A 14,808-nucleotide genomic window follows, 5' to 3' on the forward strand; every position below is an offset into this window, starting at 1 on the left:
CGCAGGCATCCGTCGCCCCGCGCGCCCCGAACAACCAGTGGAGTGCAGGGGCGCGGTGTGGTCAATCGTTCACGGGAGGCGCGGCATCCGCTGAGGTCAGCGTCGACCGTGGCGGCATGGCCGCATACCAGCCGTCCACGATGCGGTCTTCGATCTCGGAGTCGTCGAGCGGCTTGCTCGCCTGTTTGCGGATGCGTCGCAGCTCGCTGATCCAGATGCGCGGATCGAACCGGTTGACCTTCTGATGCTTCTCGCGCACCACCCAGACGAAGATCCAGACGCCGACCGTGAGGTAGAGCAACGCGCCGACGATGTAGGCCATCGGCGAGTCGATCGAGTTGACCCTGCCGTGCCGCACATCGGTGACGATCCAGCCGATCGCTGCAGCGATCACGGCGATGCCGATCGATGCATACCCGATCACTGCAACCGTCATGCCGAGCCAGCGCGGGGCGAGCATGAAGCGCCATCCGGTGAGGTCGTCGGTGGTCTGGTCGTAGGTCGCCTTCGTCGGCACCGGCAGCACGAGACCCTGCGCGGTCAGGATGCGCCGCAGCTCGACCTCGGAGATCTGCCGGTCGCCGAGCATGATGTCGCCGTTGCGCTCGACTCTCAGGCGTGGCTCGTCGCGTACACGATCGGGGCGGGCCAGGATGCCCGTGCCGGGGCCGTGCTCGATGTGCGAGACCGCGGCGGGGTCGCTGTTCGGGATCACCGAGTGCGGCTTCAGCAGCGGGAACGGATCAACTGCGGCCGCCGCCGCCCGCGAGGATCGCGAAGAGACGCAGGAACTCGACGTACAGCCAGATGAGCGTGACGGCCAAGCCGAACGCGCCGTACCAGCCCATCACCCGCGGCGCGCGGTTGCGAACACCGTTCTGGATGAAGTCGAAGTCGAGCACGAGCGAGTACGCCGCGAGCAGCACGGCGACGATGCCGATGATCACGCCAAGCGGAATGCCGAACAGCCACGGCAGGGGCATGGAGTAGATGCCGAACGGGCCGCCGGTGGACGACTGGCTGAAACCGCCGAACATCATCACGACGAGGTTCACGATGCCGAACAGCGCGTAACCGATGATCGCGACGAGGAACACCTTGGTGGCCCGAGCGGATGCGCGCACCTTGCCGAACGAGAACAGCACGAGCGTGATCGCGAAGACGGCCAACGTGGCGATGACCGCCTGAATGACGACGCCGTTCCAGAGGCTCTCGAACAGGGCGGAGATGCCGCCGATGAAGAGTCCCTGCGCCGCGCCATAGAGCAGGATGAGCGCGGGCGAAGGCGTGCGCTTGAACGAGTTCACCAGACCGAGTACGAGGCCGACGATGGCACCCGGCAGCATCAGCACGGGGAAGAACCAGCCGACCGCCGCGGTGGCGAGGATCACGACGAACAGCAGCACCGTCTTCACGACGGTGTCTTCGTAGGTCATGCGGCCGGTGTCGGCCGAGGTCGCTGCCGGAGCCTCGTAGAGCGATTGGATGCCGTCGGCAGTAGCGAGTGCGTTGGTCTCCGTCGCAACCGTTGCGCCGTCGACGGGAGAGTTCGGCTTGAACGCCGGATTGCGCGAGAAAGCAGGATTGGAGAGGGCCATGAATCAACGTTACCGGACGGCGCGCCGTCGAGGGCTGGGGTTCCGCTGAGCAAACGCGGCGCACGCGAAGGATATGACGGCGTTCACGGACTCGGTATGCCGCCTGGCTAAGATCTGCGCATGCGCACCCCGTCGTCTCCCTTGATCGTCGGCCATAGGGGTGCGCCCGGGTATCGGCCTGAGCACACCCGAGCGTCGTACGAGCTCGCGTTCGCGCTCGGGGCCGATGCGGTCGAGCCCGACATCGTGGCGACGAAGGACGGCGTGCTCGTGATCAGGCACGAGAACGAGATCTCGGCCACCACCGACGTGGCCTCCCGCAAGGAGTTCGAGCACTTGCGCACCACGAAGGTGGTCGACGGCCTCAAGCACACCGGCTGGTTCACCGAGGACTTCACCTGGGCGGAGCTGTCCACCTTGCGCGCCGTCGAGCGGCTGCCCGGACTGCGGCAGGCGAGCTCCAGCTTCGACGGCAGGTATCCGCTGATGCGTCTCTCCCAGCTGTTCGAGCTGGTCGACGCCGAATCCGAGCGGGTGGGGCGAGCACTCGGCATCGTCGCGGAACTCAAGCACGCCAGCTACTTCCACGATCTCGGTCTGCCGCTCGACGAGCTGTTCGCCGCGGTCATGCGGGACTCCGGCTGGAAGGACGGTGCCAGCCGCCTCGTGGTCGAGTCATTCGAACGCACGGTGCTGGCGGGCATCCGTGAGCGCGGGGTTCGCGGCAAGATCGTCTATCTCATCGAGGCGAGCGGAGCACCATACGACGCCGTCGTCCGCGACGGTGCGTCCGCGCGCACCTACGCGCAGGAGATCGACGGCGCAGGGCTCTACGCGCTGGCGACCGCGACGGGCGACGCCGCTCTCGACGGCATCAGCGTGAGCAAGACGTTGCTGCTGGATGCCGCGGGTGACGGGACGACCGATCTGGTCGATCGCGCGCACGGTGTCGGCCTCGAGATCTATGCCTGGACGCTGCGGCCCGAGAACCGGTTCCTTTCCAAGCGTTTCCGGCGCGGCGGCCCCGCGGATCGCTTCGGCGACTGGCAGCGCGAGTTCGAGGTGATCATCTCCACGGGAGTGGACGGCGTCTTCGCGGATCATCCGGACCTTGCGGTCGTTGCGCGCGACGCCCTCTGACCTATCGCGCCGCTCGTTCGCAGGGTGCGTACTGAAGCCCGATACTCGTATCGGAGACATCGCACGTGTCTGAGATCGTCGCGAGGAGAAGCATGCCGGAGCAGAGCGCCGCAGAGTACGTCGTCGTCGAGACCGCGAGCGGCAGCGTGCGCGGCCGGTGGCGCGGAGCCCCGGAGAGTCCCGGCGCGTCGGCGGCCTTTCTGGGCATCCCGTTCGCCGAGGCGCCCATCGGCGACCTGCGCTTCGCGGCGCCCGTCGCCCATCGGCGGTGGGACGGCGTGCTGGATGCCCTCGAGTACGGCGCGACCGCCCAGCGCGGCGACCCGGGCGTGACGCTCATTCCCGAACCGAGCATCCCCGGCGATTCCACCCTGAACGTCAACGTCTTCACGCCGGCGCCCGTCGGCGGAGCGGCCCTTCCCGTCATGGTGTACATCCACGGCGGCGGCTTCTTCGCCGGTTCGCCCGCTAGCCCCTGGTACGACGGCGCGGCGTTCAACCGCGACGACGTGGTGACCGTGTCGATCTCGTATCGACTGGGCTTCGACGGTTTCGGCTGGATCGAGGATGCCCCGCTGAATCGCGGCGTTCTCGACTGGCTGCTGGCGCTGGAGTGGGTGCGCGACAACGTGGGTGCGTTCGGCGGGGATCCCGCCCGCGTCACGATCGCGGGCCAGTCGGCAGGGGGCGGCGCCGTGCTGACGCTGCTCGCGATGCCCGCAGCGCAATCCCTCTTCACCGCCGCGTACTGCGTCTCGGGCGTAGCCGCGCAGGCATCCGTCGTCGATGCCGAGAAGTTCGCCCGTCGTCTCGCGGCTGCCGCCGGTGTCGAGCCGACTCGTGCCGGGTTGTCCGCGCTGAGTGAGGAGCGCATCCTCGAGCTCCAGCAGCAGCTGACGTCGCCCGAGCTGGAGGGCGACCCGGTCGACGGTCTGCGGTCCTTCATCGACGGCGGTCTCACGTTGACACCCGTGATCGACGGCGATCTCGTGCCGCGGACGGCGCTCGCCGCGTTCGCCGAGGGTGTCGGTGCAGACAAGCCGCTGGTGCTCGGCACCACCGACGACGAGTTCTCGATGGTGCTGGATGTCGCGAAGCGCCAGCTGCGCTGGGTTCCGGCGGGCTACCTGTTCGGCAAGCTCGGGTTCCGTGGCGCGGCACGCTCGGCGTATCGCGCCGCGAATCGCGACGTCGCTAAGCGCGGCACTGCGCGGTTCATCGGCCACTACCTCACCGATCGGATGTTCCGGGTGTACGCGCTCCGGATCGCTCAGGCCAGGGGCGCTGCGCCCACCTGGCTGTACCGGTTCTCATGGCGCTCGCCGAACTTCGGCATCGCCGTGCACTGCAATGACGTGCCCTTCTTCTTCGACTGCCTCGCTGCAGACAAGGTGGATGCGATCGCGGGCGACCGGCCGCCGCAGGCTCTTGCCGACGACATCCATGGTGCCGCCGTGCGGTTCGTGCGCGACAGTGACCCCGGATGGCCGCGCTACGCCGCCGAACGCGGCGAGACTCGCGTCTTCGACACGCCGTCGACGGTCGTGCTGGACGGCTATGCGGAGGTGCGGCCGCTGCTGACGGCGTAGGCGACCGCGGCGATGGCATCCGCCGTGTCGTCGGGGCGCGACCACATCGGCCAGTGTCCGGTCGGCACGTCGACGTAGTCGACGGTGTCGAAGCGGGCGAGTTCCGCGAACCATGGATGCCCGGCATCCTTCATCGCCTTCACTTGCGCACGCGGGAACGACGCACAGATCAGTGTCACGGGTATGGCGTGCCTGCGATCGTCGTGGAGTACGAGCGGCTCGCGCGCAGGCCCAGCGGGATGTGGGACGGCCCGCGAGCGGAATCGCTCGAGGGCATCGTCGTCGAGTCCGCCAAGGCTCGAGCCGTTCGCTTCGAGCTCGTCCCAGGAGGGGAGGGGGATCTCGATCACGTCTTCGCCGAGGCCCTGCGAGCCGACGTGGCCGTCAGCGGCCGGACCACTGTCGACGAACACGAGGCGGGCGATCGACTCGGGAGCGGCATTCGCCGCACCTGTGATCACCTCGCCTGCGCCGCTGTGGCCGACCAGCACGACGGAGGAGTCGGCTGTATGGACGGCATCCGTGACGGCACCGACGTGGTCGGCGAGCGACACTCCGGATCGATCGGCATCGGCGGATTCGAGACCGGGCAATGTCAGCGCGACGACGGGGAAGCCGTCATCGCGCAGCCGCTCGGCGACGGCATCCCATGCCCAGCCGCCGAGCCAGAATCCGGGAACGAGCACGATCGTCGTGGTGTCTGTCATGGGGAGATGCTGCCGCGAGCCACCGACACCGCGGTCGAAAGCGCACTCGGCGTGTACTCCCGGTCTCAGATCCGCTGCCCTGCCCGAGTTCGGCCGGCCGAGGCCAGACGAACTGAAAGGATGGTGGGCGGCCCTTGCCCCTGAGCGTCGGTGTCGATGAACCACCTGAAGATGCCGAATGTGCGCTACGGGCTCTATGTGCACGACAGGCAGAACGAGGAGGTCGCTCTCATGACCGTGGCCGCGTTCGTATTGCGCATCCTGCTGGCTGCCGTGTTCGTGGGGATGGGGATCAACCATTTCGTTCCGCGATCGGTGCGCGGAATGGCGGCGATGATCCCACCGCGGCTGCGTTCGACGCAGATCACGCCACGGATGTTGGTGTACTTCACGGGCGTCTGCGAGATCGCAGGCGGGCTCGGCCTGCTCTTCGCACCGACGCGGATTGCGGCGGGCATCGCGCTCGTCGTGTTCCTCGCGGCCGTCTTCCCGGCCAACGCCTATGCCGCGCGGCACCGTGAGAAGTTCGGAGCCCTTGCCGTGCCGTTCTGGCCGCGCCTCATCGCGCAGATCATGCTGGGCGCGCTCATTCTGGTAGCCGCCTTCGTCTAGGCCACTACCTCGATCGCAAGTTGATCGAGAGCGGTCTTGACTTCGTCCGGTCCGTGCAGGCCGATGGAGGAGCTCGGAGTGGCGCCGGCTGAGATCGCGACGGCAACCCTACCGACATCGCCCGCGTCGACGGTGCCTTCGGCATGCCGCGTGGAGACCGGTCCGAGGACCAAGGAGAACACGCGCCGCGATTCCGCAGCCTCGGCAGCGGCGACTCGCTGCATCATCAGCAGCGCCGCCTGCTCCATGCTCACAAGACCGCTGCCCGGAACCGGCCAGGTCGCAGAATCACCGACGACGATCGTGTACGCGCCCTTGTCGCTCAGGCGCGGAAGTGCCGCACGCAGCACCGCCATGTGCGTGGTCGCGAGTTCGGTGAACGCAGCGTGCCAGTCTTCCTCGGTCACCTCCGCGAGCGTGCGTCCCTGCCACCAGCCCCCGATCGGCGCGACGACGGAATCGAGACCACCGCGGAAGTGCACGATCTGCTCGACAAGATCCTGCGCGCCGGCGAAGGAGGTGTAGTCGTGCACGATCAGGTGCAGACGCTCATCCGCGACCGCCCCCAGCAAGGTCCGGAACTCGATCGACCGCTCCTCTGACCGGGTGGGAACGATCACCTCTGCGCCGGCCGCGAGGAATGCTCGAACGACGCCTCCCCCGACTGCTCCTGTGCCGCCCGGCACCAGAACTCGGTGACCGATCAGTTCGGGTGTCGTCCAAGGGGTTTCACTCATCGGGTCTCCAAACCTCGAATCCAATTCGTTGTATTAAACAACGTTGTCGACGACAACGATACATACATTCGTTGTTGATGGCAACGGTTATGATGTCGGCATGGCTGATGACGACGCGACCCAACCGCCGGCCCGATTGCGGTCGCTCGTGAGCTGGCAGGTGAACAAGGTCAACATCGCCGGAAGACGATCGACCGGAACACGGATGCCGGCGACCGGACGAGCGGACTTCGCCGTCTTGGCCGCGTTGGAGGAATACGGCCCCATCAGCCAGGCAGACCTCGGCCGTCGACTCGGGCTGGATCGCAACCGCATCAACGGCATCGCGACGCGCCTCGACGACGCCGGGTGCATCATCCGGGCGACGGACCCTTCGGACCGCCGCCGCAACACGGTCTCGATCACGCCGAGCGGACGGCGCTACCTGGACGAGTTACAGGCCGCCACCGATGCCGCTCAAGCAGAACTCACCACGAATCTCTCCGCGGCGGAATCAGATCAGCTTCGGAGTCTGCTGGCGAAACTACTGGAAGCGCACCCCGGACTGCCCGGATAGCGAGCGGCACGGAGGCGCGTCGGAGCGGACGATTCCACCGCCTCACGGACGCCCGACAGCGAGCACGAGCGACCCCTCGAACTCAGGTGCGGCGCGTAGGGCACCGTGGCGGGCATCCCACGAACCGTCGGCGAGGTCGGCGGAGAGCCGCTCGACGAAGCGTTGCTCGACGTCGTCGCCCACGAAACTCCACGCCGAGTTCGCCAGCCGCGCTCCAGGGTCGAGCAGCGCCTCTGGCCGCCCGTAGTAGGCCTCGCCGAAACCGTCGGTGCAGTCCAGCGGAATCGGAACCGGCAGCACGGATGCCCGGGCCTCCCCACCCAGCGCGGCCAGCAGTCGCGCCATGCTCGGGTACCGGCCGCCTTCGGCTGCGAGAACCTCGGGTGCGTACTCGTTCAGCCAGAACCGCGTGAGCCGTGCAGGGTCAGCGGTGAGCACCACGATCGGTCCGCGCGTCACCCGTCGCACCTCGGCCAGCCCTGCCTCGAGGTCGGGCCACTGGTGCACGGTGAACGTCGCCAGCGCCGCATCGAACGCGCCGTCGTCGAACGGCAGGTGCTCGGCCACCGCGTCGATCGCAGGAGTCAGATCGGTGGGTCGCTGCGCGCGCATGGTGGCGGAGGGCTCCACCGCGGTGACGCTGAGATCGGTCGGTTCGTAGGAGCCCGCGCCGGCACCGACGTTCAGCAGGGTGCGGGCGTCGCCGATGGCATCCCTGATTCGGGCGGCGATGTGCGCATCGGGCCTGCGATATCTGGCGTAGTTCGCGCCGATCGTGCCGTAGTTCGCGTCGCCGGCGCTTCCGTCAGTGTGTCTCGAGGGGGTCATGCCACCATTCTTTCGCGACGGGTGGCGCGATCGGCGTGCCGGGTTTCGGAGATCCGCGGCGGATGCCCGCGTGTCGGCCCCGATCGGCGGCGCGTCGTCACGGATCTCCGAATTCGAGCACACCGCTCGAGTGCGGGAGCGTGCCCGAGAAACAGGGGAGGCGCGGGGGAGCTGCGCCGGAGTCGACGCGCGCGCCCGCGCGGTCGGTGGTCGACCGTAGACTTGTGACACCCATGACGACGCCTCTCGAATCCGATGTCACGCGCGAGCCGGACGCCTTTCGGGCATCCGCTCCGATCATCCTCGACGGTGTCGATGTCGGTGCGGACGAACGCTCGTTCCATCCGCACTTCGGCGGCGACAGCCTGCTCGACGGCCTGAATCCGCAGCAGAAAGAAGCTGTGGAATTCCGCGGGCAGGCGCTGCTCATCGTCGCCGGTGCCGGGTCGGGCAAGACCCGCGTGCTCACGCACCGCATCGCGAGCCTGCTGGCGAACCGCGAGGCGTGGCCGAGCCAGATCCTCGCGATCACGTTCACCAACAAGGCTGCCGCCGAGATGCGGGAGCGCGTCGAGGCCCTCGTCGGTGAGAGCGCGCAGGGCATGTGGATCTCCACGTTCCACAGCGCGTGCGTGCGCATTCTGCGCCGCGAGGCTGAGCACTTCGGCTACAACCGCAGCTTCACGATCTACGACGCGGGCGACTCGAAGGCGCTCCTGAAGCGCATCATCAAGGAGCTCGAGGCCGACACGTTCGGCTTCACTCCCGGCAGCGCCGCAGCGCGCATCTCCAACCTGAAGAACGATCTCTCCGACGTGGACTCGTTCGCCCGCTCGGCGAACCGATCCGACCCGAAGGAGGCGATGTTCCTGGAGATCTTCCGGCAGTACAGCCGGGAGCTGGAGCGTGCCAACGCCTTCGACTTCGACGACCTGATCAGCCAGACCGTCTACCTGTTCCGTGCGTTCCCGCATGTGGCGGCGCTGTACCAGCGACGATTCAGGCACATCCTGGTCGACGAGTATCAGGACACCAATCACGCGCAGTACGAGCTGATCCACGCGCTCACGCAGCCGATCGAACCCGAGGAGGTCGCCGAGCTCGAGGCGCGGGACTTCACGATGCGCGGGCTGGTGGATGCCACCGGCCGCGTTCCTGGTGCATCTCTCACGGTGGTGGGCGACTCCGATCAGTCGATCTACGCGTTCCGCGGGGCGGACATCCGCAACATCTCGGAGTTCGAACGCGACTTCCCCGGCGCGAAGGTCGTGCTGCTCGAGCAGAACTATCGCTCCACCCAGAACATCCTGTCGGCCGCCAACTCGGTCATCTCGAACAACTTCGACCGCAAAGACAAGAAGCTGTGGTCGTCGGGCGGCGACGGCGAGAAGATCATCGGCTACACCGGATACTCCGGCCACGACGAGGCCCAGTTCGTGGCAGACGAGATCGAGAAGCTGCACACCGACGGCATGCCGTACAACGAGATCGCCGTCTTCTACCGCACCAACTCTCAGACGCGTGCTCTCGAGGAGATCTTCATCCGGTCGGCGCTGCCGTACCGCATCATGGGCGGTACCAAGTTCTACGAGCGTGCCGAGATCAAGGATGCGATGGGCTACCTCATCGCGGTCGCTAATCCGTCCGACGAGATGGCACTGAGGCGCATCCTGAACACGCCTAAACGTGGAATCGGGCCTGCCACGGTCACCCAGTTGGCCGGCTATGCCGAGGCGAACGGGCTCGACTTCAGGCAGGCGATGCGCGACGCGGCATCCCTCGGACTCGGGCCCAAGGTGACGAAGGCGATCGTCGACCTCGCCCGGCTGCTCGATGAGGGCTCGGGCATGGTCGACCCGGAGAACCCGGCAGGAGCCGCGAAGGTGAGCGACGTTCTCGTGCACCTGCTGAAGGGTTCGGGGCTGGTGGACTCGCTGCGCGCGAGCCGCGACCCGCAGAACGAGGCGCGGGCGGAGAACGTCGAAGAACTCGTCGCCGTGACGAAGGAGTTCGAGCGCAACAACCCGGGGGGCGGACTGATCGAATTCCTCACAGAGGTCTCACTGGTCGCCGCGGCCGACGAGATCGACGACGCGAGCGGAACAGTCTCGCTCATGACGCTGCACACGGCGAAGGGCCTGGAGTACGACGCCGTGTTCATCACCGGCGTCGAGGAAGACCTGCTCCCGCACCGCATGTCGGCGAACGAGCCGGGCGGGCCGTCCGAGGAACGCCGACTGTTCTATGTGGGCATCACCCGCGCCCGCAAGCGGCTCTACCTGTCGCTCGCGATGACCAGGGCCCAATACGGCGAGGTCGCGGTCGCGATGCCGAGTCGATACCTGCAAGAGATCCCCGGCGAGCTGATCGAGTGGAAGCAGTCGCCGGGCTTCGCCAACTCTCGCGGAGGAACGCAGTCGCGTGCGCTGAATGCACGCCGCCCGGAGCGCGGTCCCGATCGTGGACTCTCCGGGGCGGGTGGAACGTTCGGCGCGAAGCCGCAGATTCCGGCCAGCGCATGGCCGAACCGCGTGACGGCGCAGGTGCGCGACAACGGGGACCTCACGCTCGAGCCGGGCGATCGCATCCGTCACGTCGACTTCGGCGAGGGGCGTGTCACCGCAGTGACGGGCGAAGGCACGAAGCGGGTCGCTCACGTGCAGTTCGACACGTCGGGTGCGAAGAAGCTACTGATCAAGATCGCCCCCATCGAGAAACTGTGAGCATGAACGACGATCGCTCCGAACTCCGCGACAGCCTCGACGCCTTCTCCACCGAGGGCGTGAACCCCGCGACGCACGGCCTCGATCTGCTGCCGCTGTCGGAGCAGATCGCGCTGATGAACGCGGAGAACGCGAAGGTGTCAGAGGCGGTGGCGGCATCCGCGCCCGAGATCGAACGGGCGATCGCGCTCGTCGTCGACGGGATGCGCGCCGGCGGCCGGCTGATCTACGTCGGCGCCGGTACACCCGGCCGGCTCGGCGTGCTCGACGCCAGTGAGATCCCGCCGACGTACGGTATGGACCCCTCCCGCGTGATCGGCGTGATCTCCGGTGGCGACACCGCGATCCGCACGGCGGTCGAGAACGCGGAGGACGACGACGTCGCCGGCGCCACTGCGATGGACGAGCACGGCGTCGGCGAGCACGACACCGTGGTCGGCATCTCAGCCTCTGGTCGCACGCCGTACGTGCTCGGCGCCCTGCGCAGGGCGCGCGACCGCGGAGCGGCCACCGTCGGGTTCGCGTGCAACGCAGGGTCCGCCATCGGCGAAGCGTCCGACGTGGCGATCGAGACCGTCGTCGGCCCGGAGTTCGTCACCGGTTCGACGCGGCTCAAGGCGGGCACGGCGCAGAAGCTCGTGCTCAACATGATCTCGACGCTCACGATGGTGCGGCTCGGCAAGGTCTACGACAACCTCATGGTCGACGTGCGGGCCACGAACGAGAAGCTTCGGGCGCGGTCGGAGCGCATCGTGATGCAGGCGACCGGGACGGATGCCGCGACCGCGGCCGCCGCGCTGGCCGCGGTGGGCGGGTGGGTGAAGGCGGCGATCCTCGTCGTGGTCACGGGGCTCGGGGGCGAGGCCGCGGTGGGCGTCCTGAACGACCACGATGGGATGCTGCGCGACGCGATCGCCGCCGCGTCACCGGCCGCGGCTCACTCTTCCGAGGCGGCATCCGAGTCGGACTGATCCATCCACCACTCGGTGAACGCGACCGCCCGGCCATCGGGCGCGAAGTCGATCACCCAGAGGTTGCTGAACGTGGCGCGTTCGTAGACCGTGACGCCCTGCACGAAGGCGCGATCTCCGTCTTCGCCGATCTGCTCCCATGTGAAGCTCGTGTCGCCCGGCTCGTCCTTGCGTTCCAGCCACTTCGTCACGATGTCGTCTGGCCCGCGCCACGGCTCGCGGAACGGGGCGGTGAGATACGTGGCGTCGTCCGTGAAGAGGGCCCGGATGTCGGCCGGCTCGTTCGAATTCCACGCGGTGACGTAGCCATCGATCCACCGCTGCACTCGTTCGCTCATGGCAACGGTGTAGCACGGGCCGCCGACCGCGCCATGCCGGATACCGGCATTCGCGGCACGCCTCAGTCGAATGTCGCACCCCCGTCGCACCATGGAGACATGACCCGAGACGAGCAGTTCATCATCGAGAACGCGGATGCCGACGACGACCTCGACGCTCTGCTCGCCACCCATCGTTGCGCCGATTGTGCAGAGCCCGCCTTCCTCCAGTTCGACGACGAGGGCGAATCGGTATGGCTGTGCGCCGAGTGCGCCGGCGAGCTCGAGAACGAGGCGGCATCCGTCGTCGCGACCTCGCGCGCGGCGTGATGGCACCGTCCTGTGACGGTCTCGTGTGCGGGCGGTCCTAACCCTCGAGCGTGTTCGTGAGCACGCCCGCGCCGGTCAGCGCGGCATAGACGGCCCCTGCGGTCTCGGCGAACGCCCTGTCGATCTTGCTCAGGCCCCAGACGCCGCCTTTGAAGAATCCGACGGCGACGTTCTTGTCCAGCCTGGCCACGAGTTGCCCCTGGTCGTCGACGAAGAACTGCACGCCGAACGTGACCTGGAAGTCGTCGCCAGCGAGCGCGCCGACGAATACCGTCGTCGTCAGGTTCCCGCGCTTGGCCAGCCAGTTGTTGTCGGGCTGCACTTCGACGGTGAAGCCTTGGGAGTTCAGTGCGCCCGCGATCAGATGCTTCGCTGCCTCGTGGTCGCCGGCGATGAAACAGTCGTAAGAGGAGGACACGCCCGACAGCATATTGGAGCCGGGCGACGCGCTATGACACGGAGGTCGCGCGCAGCCGCCGCAGCAGCCGATCGCGCACCAGATGACGCACGCGCAGGGGCAAGCGCGGGTAGATCGCGGCGGTGAGCGACATCATCCGCTCGTACCTGAGTCGGTTGCGTTCACTCAGCCGCAGCCCGAATGCTGCGCGCACCGGCTCGGGCAGCAGCGCGACGGTCGCGAGCCGTGCCCATGGCATGGCCACACGCATCCACACCGGTGCGGAACGCGCGCTCAACAGCTCGCGCGCGACGACTCTGGCCTGCTGCGTCACGCGCAGCGCGGCGACGGCGCCGTCCCAGTACGCGGAGAAGGCGGCGCGATCGGCCGGCCAGGCATTCTGTGGCAGCTGCAGCGAGGTGCCGATTGCCGCGAACTCCCGGTAGAAACGGTCGGCGGATGCCGCATCGAGCGGTCCAAAGACCCGCTCGTGCACGCGCGAAGCCGTCCAGTACAGGGTGGCGGTGACCCAGAGCTGCAGGTCGGCGTCGAACGCGGAGTAGCCCGGGGAGGCATCCGTCGCGTCGCCGCGCACCGGGGCGTGAGCGCGACCGATGGAGCGGTGCACGGCACGGATGTCTGCCGCATCGCCGCACGCCACCGCCGTCACATACGTGAGCGTGTTCACCAGCCGGTCGTAGGGCCTTGCGGCGAAGTCGCTGTGGTCCGCGACGCCGCGGCCTACGGAAGGCTCTGCGAGCTGCAGCAGGATCGCGCACCCGCCGCCGATCGGCATGATCCACTCGCCGCCGATGTCGGCGAGCCCGAGCGGCTGCGAGATGCGCCGCGAGGTGCGCCTCAGAGTGCGCCTCAGAGTGCGCTGCAGAATCATGTGGTCACGGTAGCCGCCGAGGCTGGAGGGACGCGAGGCCCAAGACGTGAGCCGGCCACGGGTCCGCCGGCATGGAGAGAGCGGCCATGCCGCTCGGGTAGGCTGTCGCTGGCAATTTATCTCGGCGTCGAGCTATCTGACTGATGTGTTCAACCGCACGGTTTTGGTAAGCACAGTGCCCTCAGCCGTCTTGCACGCACCGACTGCCATTCACCCGCACACGGATTGGGAAGCAGTGGATCTTTACGAGTACCAGGCACGAGACCTGTTCGAAAAATACGGGGTCCCGGTGCTGCCGGGGATCGTCGCAGACACCGTCGAGGAGGTGCGCGCGGCATCCGAGAAGCTCGGCGGCGTGACCGTTGTCAAGGCCCAGGTGAAGGTCGGCGGGCGCGGCAAGGCCGGTGGAGTCAAGGTCGCCAAGACGCCGGATGACGCCGAAGAGGCCGCGAAGGCCATCCTCGGCCTCGACATTAAGGGGCACGTCGTGCGCCGCGTGATGGTTGCAGGCGGTGCGAACATCGCGCGCGAGTTCTACTTCTCCGTTCTGCTCGACAGGGCCAACCGCTCCTACCTGTCGCTGGCCAGCGTCGAGGGCGGCATGGAGATCGAGCAGCTCGCGGTCGAGAAGCCCGAGGCGCTCGCACGCATCGAGGTCGACCCGCTCGACGGGATCGACGAGTCGAAGGCCAAGCAGATCGCGAAGGCGGCCGGGTTCCCGGACGATCTGATCGAGAAGGTCGCCCCCGTGCTGGTCAGGCTCTACGACGTGTACAAGGGAGAGGACGCGACCCTCGTCGAGGTGAACCCGCTGGTGCTCACCGGTGAGGGCGAGATCGTCGCCCTCGATGGCAAGGTGTCCCTGGACGAGAACGCCGGCTTCCGCCACCCCGACCACGAGGCGCTCGAAGATAAGGCCGCGGCCGACCCGCTGGAGGCCAAGGCCAAGGAGAACGACCTCAACTACGTCAAGCTCGACGGGCAGGTCGGCATCATCGGCAACGGTGCTGGCCTTGTGATGTCGACACTGGATGTCGTCGCCTACGCGGGCGAGAACCACGGCGGCGTGAAGCCGGCGAACTTCCTCGACATCGGAGGCGGGGCATCCGCGTCGGTCATGGCCGCCGGCCTGGACGTCATCCTGAACGACCCGCAGGTCAAGAGCGTGTTCGTCAACGTGTTCGGCGGCATCACCGCCTGCGACGCGGTTGCCAACGGCATCGTCGGCGCGCTGGACATTTTGGGCGCCGAGGCGTCGAAGCCGCTCGTCGTACGACTGGACGGCAACAACGTGGTCGAGGGTCGTCGCATCCTCACCGACTACAACCACCCGCTCGTCACGCTCGCCGAGACGATGGACCAGGGCGCCGACAAGGCCGCCGAGCTGGCATCGAAGTAAGGATCCGGTAGA

Annotated in this window: 16 protein-coding genes; 8 read left to right on the forward strand and 8 right to left on the reverse strand. The window is 67.6% G+C overall.

Annotated features, from left to right (window positions below; genetic code table 11):
• Positions 1–61: 61 nt before the first annotated feature.
• Positions 62–715 carry a hypothetical protein gene (locus tag MJ603_RS04715; RefSeq protein WP_243062488.1) on the reverse strand — a complete coding sequence of 218 codons (654 nt, stop codon included), beginning with the start codon at positions 713–715 and terminating at the stop codon, positions 62–64.
• 28 nt (positions 716–743) lie between these two features.
• Positions 744–1,598 carry a Bax inhibitor-1/YccA family protein gene (locus MJ603_RS04720; protein ID WP_243062489.1) on the reverse strand — a complete coding sequence of 285 codons (855 nt, stop codon included), beginning with the start codon at positions 1,596–1,598 and terminating at the stop codon, positions 744–746.
• A gap of 120 nt (positions 1,599–1,718) precedes the next feature.
• Between MJ603_RS04720 and MJ603_RS04725 the strand changes: the two genes are divergently transcribed.
• Together MJ603_RS04725 and MJ603_RS04730 are read left to right on the forward strand one after the other, a co-directional pair.
• Complete coding sequence (locus tag MJ603_RS04725) at positions 1,719–2,738, forward strand: glycerophosphodiester phosphodiesterase family protein (RefSeq protein WP_243062490.1); 1,020 nt, start codon at positions 1,719–1,721, stop codon at positions 2,736–2,738.
• A gap of 92 nt (positions 2,739–2,830) precedes the next feature.
• Positions 2,831–4,327 carry a carboxylesterase/lipase family protein gene (locus tag MJ603_RS04730; RefSeq protein WP_243062491.1) on the forward strand — a complete coding sequence of 499 codons (1,497 nt, stop codon included), beginning with the start codon at positions 2,831–2,833 and terminating at the stop codon, positions 4,325–4,327.
• Here the strand turns inward: MJ603_RS04730 and MJ603_RS04735 are convergent.
• A complete protein-coding gene (locus tag MJ603_RS04735; RefSeq protein ID WP_243062492.1) occupies positions 4,294–5,034 on the reverse strand; it encodes an alpha/beta fold hydrolase in 741 nt (246 codons plus the stop codon). The two genes, MJ603_RS04730 and MJ603_RS04735, sit on opposite strands and share 34 nt — an antisense overlap.
• Positions 5,035–5,190: 156 nt before the next feature.
• Here MJ603_RS04735 and MJ603_RS04740 point away from each other — a divergent pair, with 156 nt between their 5' ends.
• Entirely contained in the window at positions 5,191–5,646 is a 456-nt protein-coding gene (locus MJ603_RS04740) for a DoxX family membrane protein (RefSeq protein WP_243062493.1), read from the forward strand.
• On the opposite strand, the gene MJ603_RS04745 is transcribed toward MJ603_RS04740, so the two are convergent.
• Positions 5,643–6,383 (reverse strand): SDR family oxidoreductase, encoded by a 741-nt coding sequence (locus tag MJ603_RS04745; RefSeq protein ID WP_243062494.1) that lies wholly within the window; start codon positions 6,381–6,383, stop codon positions 5,643–5,645. The genes MJ603_RS04740 and MJ603_RS04745 overlap by 4 nt on opposite strands.
• Positions 6,384–6,483: 100 nt before the next feature.
• Between MJ603_RS04745 and MJ603_RS04750 the strand changes: the two genes are divergently transcribed.
• A complete protein-coding gene (locus MJ603_RS04750; RefSeq protein WP_243062495.1) occupies positions 6,484–6,939 on the forward strand; it encodes a MarR family winged helix-turn-helix transcriptional regulator in 456 nt (151 codons plus the stop codon).
• Positions 6,940–6,981: 42 nt separating this feature from the next.
• Here the strand turns inward: MJ603_RS04750 and MJ603_RS04755 are convergent, their stop codons facing one another.
• Positions 6,982–7,767: a class I SAM-dependent methyltransferase gene (locus MJ603_RS04755; protein WP_243062496.1), complete on the reverse strand. Its 786-nt coding sequence runs from the start codon at positions 7,765–7,767 to the stop codon at positions 6,982–6,984.
• A gap of 233 nt (positions 7,768–8,000) precedes the next feature.
• On the opposite strand from MJ603_RS04755, the gene MJ603_RS04760 reads away from it, so the two are divergent.
• Both MJ603_RS04760 and murQ read left to right on the forward strand, forming a co-directional pair.
• Complete coding sequence (locus MJ603_RS04760) at positions 8,001–10,490, forward strand: ATP-dependent helicase (protein ID WP_243062497.1); 2,490 nt, start codon at positions 8,001–8,003, stop codon at positions 10,488–10,490.
• Positions 10,491–10,492: 2 nt separating this feature from the next.
• Complete coding sequence (gene murQ / locus MJ603_RS04765; protein WP_243062498.1) at positions 10,493–11,461, forward strand: N-acetylmuramic acid 6-phosphate etherase; 969 nt, start codon at positions 10,493–10,495, stop codon at positions 11,459–11,461.
• On the opposite strand, the gene MJ603_RS04770 is transcribed toward murQ, so the two are convergent.
• Positions 11,428–11,799 (reverse strand): nuclear transport factor 2 family protein, encoded by a 372-nt coding sequence (locus tag MJ603_RS04770; protein ID WP_243062499.1) that lies wholly within the window; start codon positions 11,797–11,799, stop codon positions 11,428–11,430. The genes murQ and MJ603_RS04770 overlap by 34 nt on opposite strands.
• A 99-nt stretch (positions 11,800–11,898) precedes the next feature.
• On the opposite strand from MJ603_RS04770, the gene MJ603_RS04775 reads away from it, so the two are divergent.
• On the forward strand, positions 11,899–12,108 hold the full coding sequence (locus MJ603_RS04775; RefSeq protein ID WP_243062500.1) for a hypothetical protein: 210 nt from the start codon (positions 11,899–11,901) through the stop codon (positions 12,106–12,108).
• 37 nt (positions 12,109–12,145) lie between these two features.
• Here MJ603_RS04775 and MJ603_RS04780 read toward each other — a convergent pair whose 3' ends face one another.
• Both MJ603_RS04780 and MJ603_RS04785 read right to left on the reverse strand, forming a co-directional pair.
• The gene (locus tag MJ603_RS04780) at positions 12,146–12,526 is read right to left on the reverse strand and encodes a hypothetical protein (protein ID WP_243062501.1); all 381 of its coding nucleotides are present in this window, start codon (positions 12,524–12,526) and stop codon (positions 12,146–12,148) included.
• Between the two features lie 31 nt (positions 12,527–12,557).
• Positions 12,558–13,397: an oxygenase MpaB family protein gene (locus MJ603_RS04785; protein ID WP_243062502.1), complete on the reverse strand. Its 840-nt coding sequence runs from the start codon at positions 13,395–13,397 to the stop codon at positions 12,558–12,560.
• A 235-nt stretch (positions 13,398–13,632) separates the two neighbouring features.
• Here MJ603_RS04785 and sucC point away from each other — a divergent pair, with 235 nt between their 5' ends.
• The gene (gene sucC, locus MJ603_RS04790) at positions 13,633–14,796 is read left to right on the forward strand and encodes an ADP-forming succinate--CoA ligase subunit beta (protein WP_243062503.1); all 1,164 of its coding nucleotides are present in this window, start codon (positions 13,633–13,635) and stop codon (positions 14,794–14,796) included.
• Positions 14,797–14,808: the final 12 nt, after the last annotated feature.

Source organism: Humibacter sp. RRB41 (assembly GCF_022761015.1).
Lineage (GTDB): Bacteria > Actinomycetota > Actinomycetes > Actinomycetales > Microbacteriaceae > Humibacter.

Coding starts and splice junctions, on each gene's coding strand:
- MJ603_RS04720 (WP_243062489.1), bottom strand. CDS start 1,598: ATGGCCCTCTCCAATCCTGCTTTCTCGCGCAATCCGGCGTTCAAGCCG.
- MJ603_RS04725 (WP_243062490.1), top strand. CDS start 1,719: ATGCGCACCCCGTCGTCTCCCTTGATCGTCGGCCATAGGGGTGCGCCC.
- MJ603_RS04730 (WP_243062491.1), top strand. CDS start 2,831: ATGCCGGAGCAGAGCGCCGCAGAGTACGTCGTCGTCGAGACCGCGAGC.
- MJ603_RS04735 (WP_243062492.1), bottom strand. CDS start 5,034: ATGACAGACACCACGACGATCGTGCTCGTTCCCGGATTCTGGCTCGGC.
- MJ603_RS04740 (WP_243062493.1), top strand. CDS start 5,191: ATGAACCACCTGAAGATGCCGAATGTGCGCTACGGGCTCTATGTGCAC.
- MJ603_RS04745 (WP_243062494.1), bottom strand. CDS start 6,383: ATGAGTGAAACCCCTTGGACGACACCCGAACTGATCGGTCACCGAGTT.
- MJ603_RS04750 (WP_243062495.1), top strand. CDS start 6,484: ATGGCTGATGACGACGCGACCCAACCGCCGGCCCGATTGCGGTCGCTC.
- MJ603_RS04755 (WP_243062496.1), bottom strand. CDS start 7,767: ATGACCCCCTCGAGACACACTGACGGAAGCGCCGGCGACGCGAACTAC.
- MJ603_RS04760 (WP_243062497.1), top strand. CDS start 8,001: ATGACGACGCCTCTCGAATCCGATGTCACGCGCGAGCCGGACGCCTTT.
- murQ (WP_243062498.1), top strand. CDS start 10,493: ATGAACGACGATCGCTCCGAACTCCGCGACAGCCTCGACGCCTTCTCC.
- MJ603_RS04770 (WP_243062499.1), bottom strand. CDS start 11,799: ATGAGCGAACGAGTGCAGCGGTGGATCGATGGCTACGTCACCGCGTGG.
- MJ603_RS04775 (WP_243062500.1), top strand. CDS start 11,899: ATGACCCGAGACGAGCAGTTCATCATCGAGAACGCGGATGCCGACGAC.
- MJ603_RS04785 (WP_243062502.1), bottom strand. CDS start 13,397: ATGATTCTGCAGCGCACTCTGAGGCGCACTCTGAGGCGCACCTCGCGG.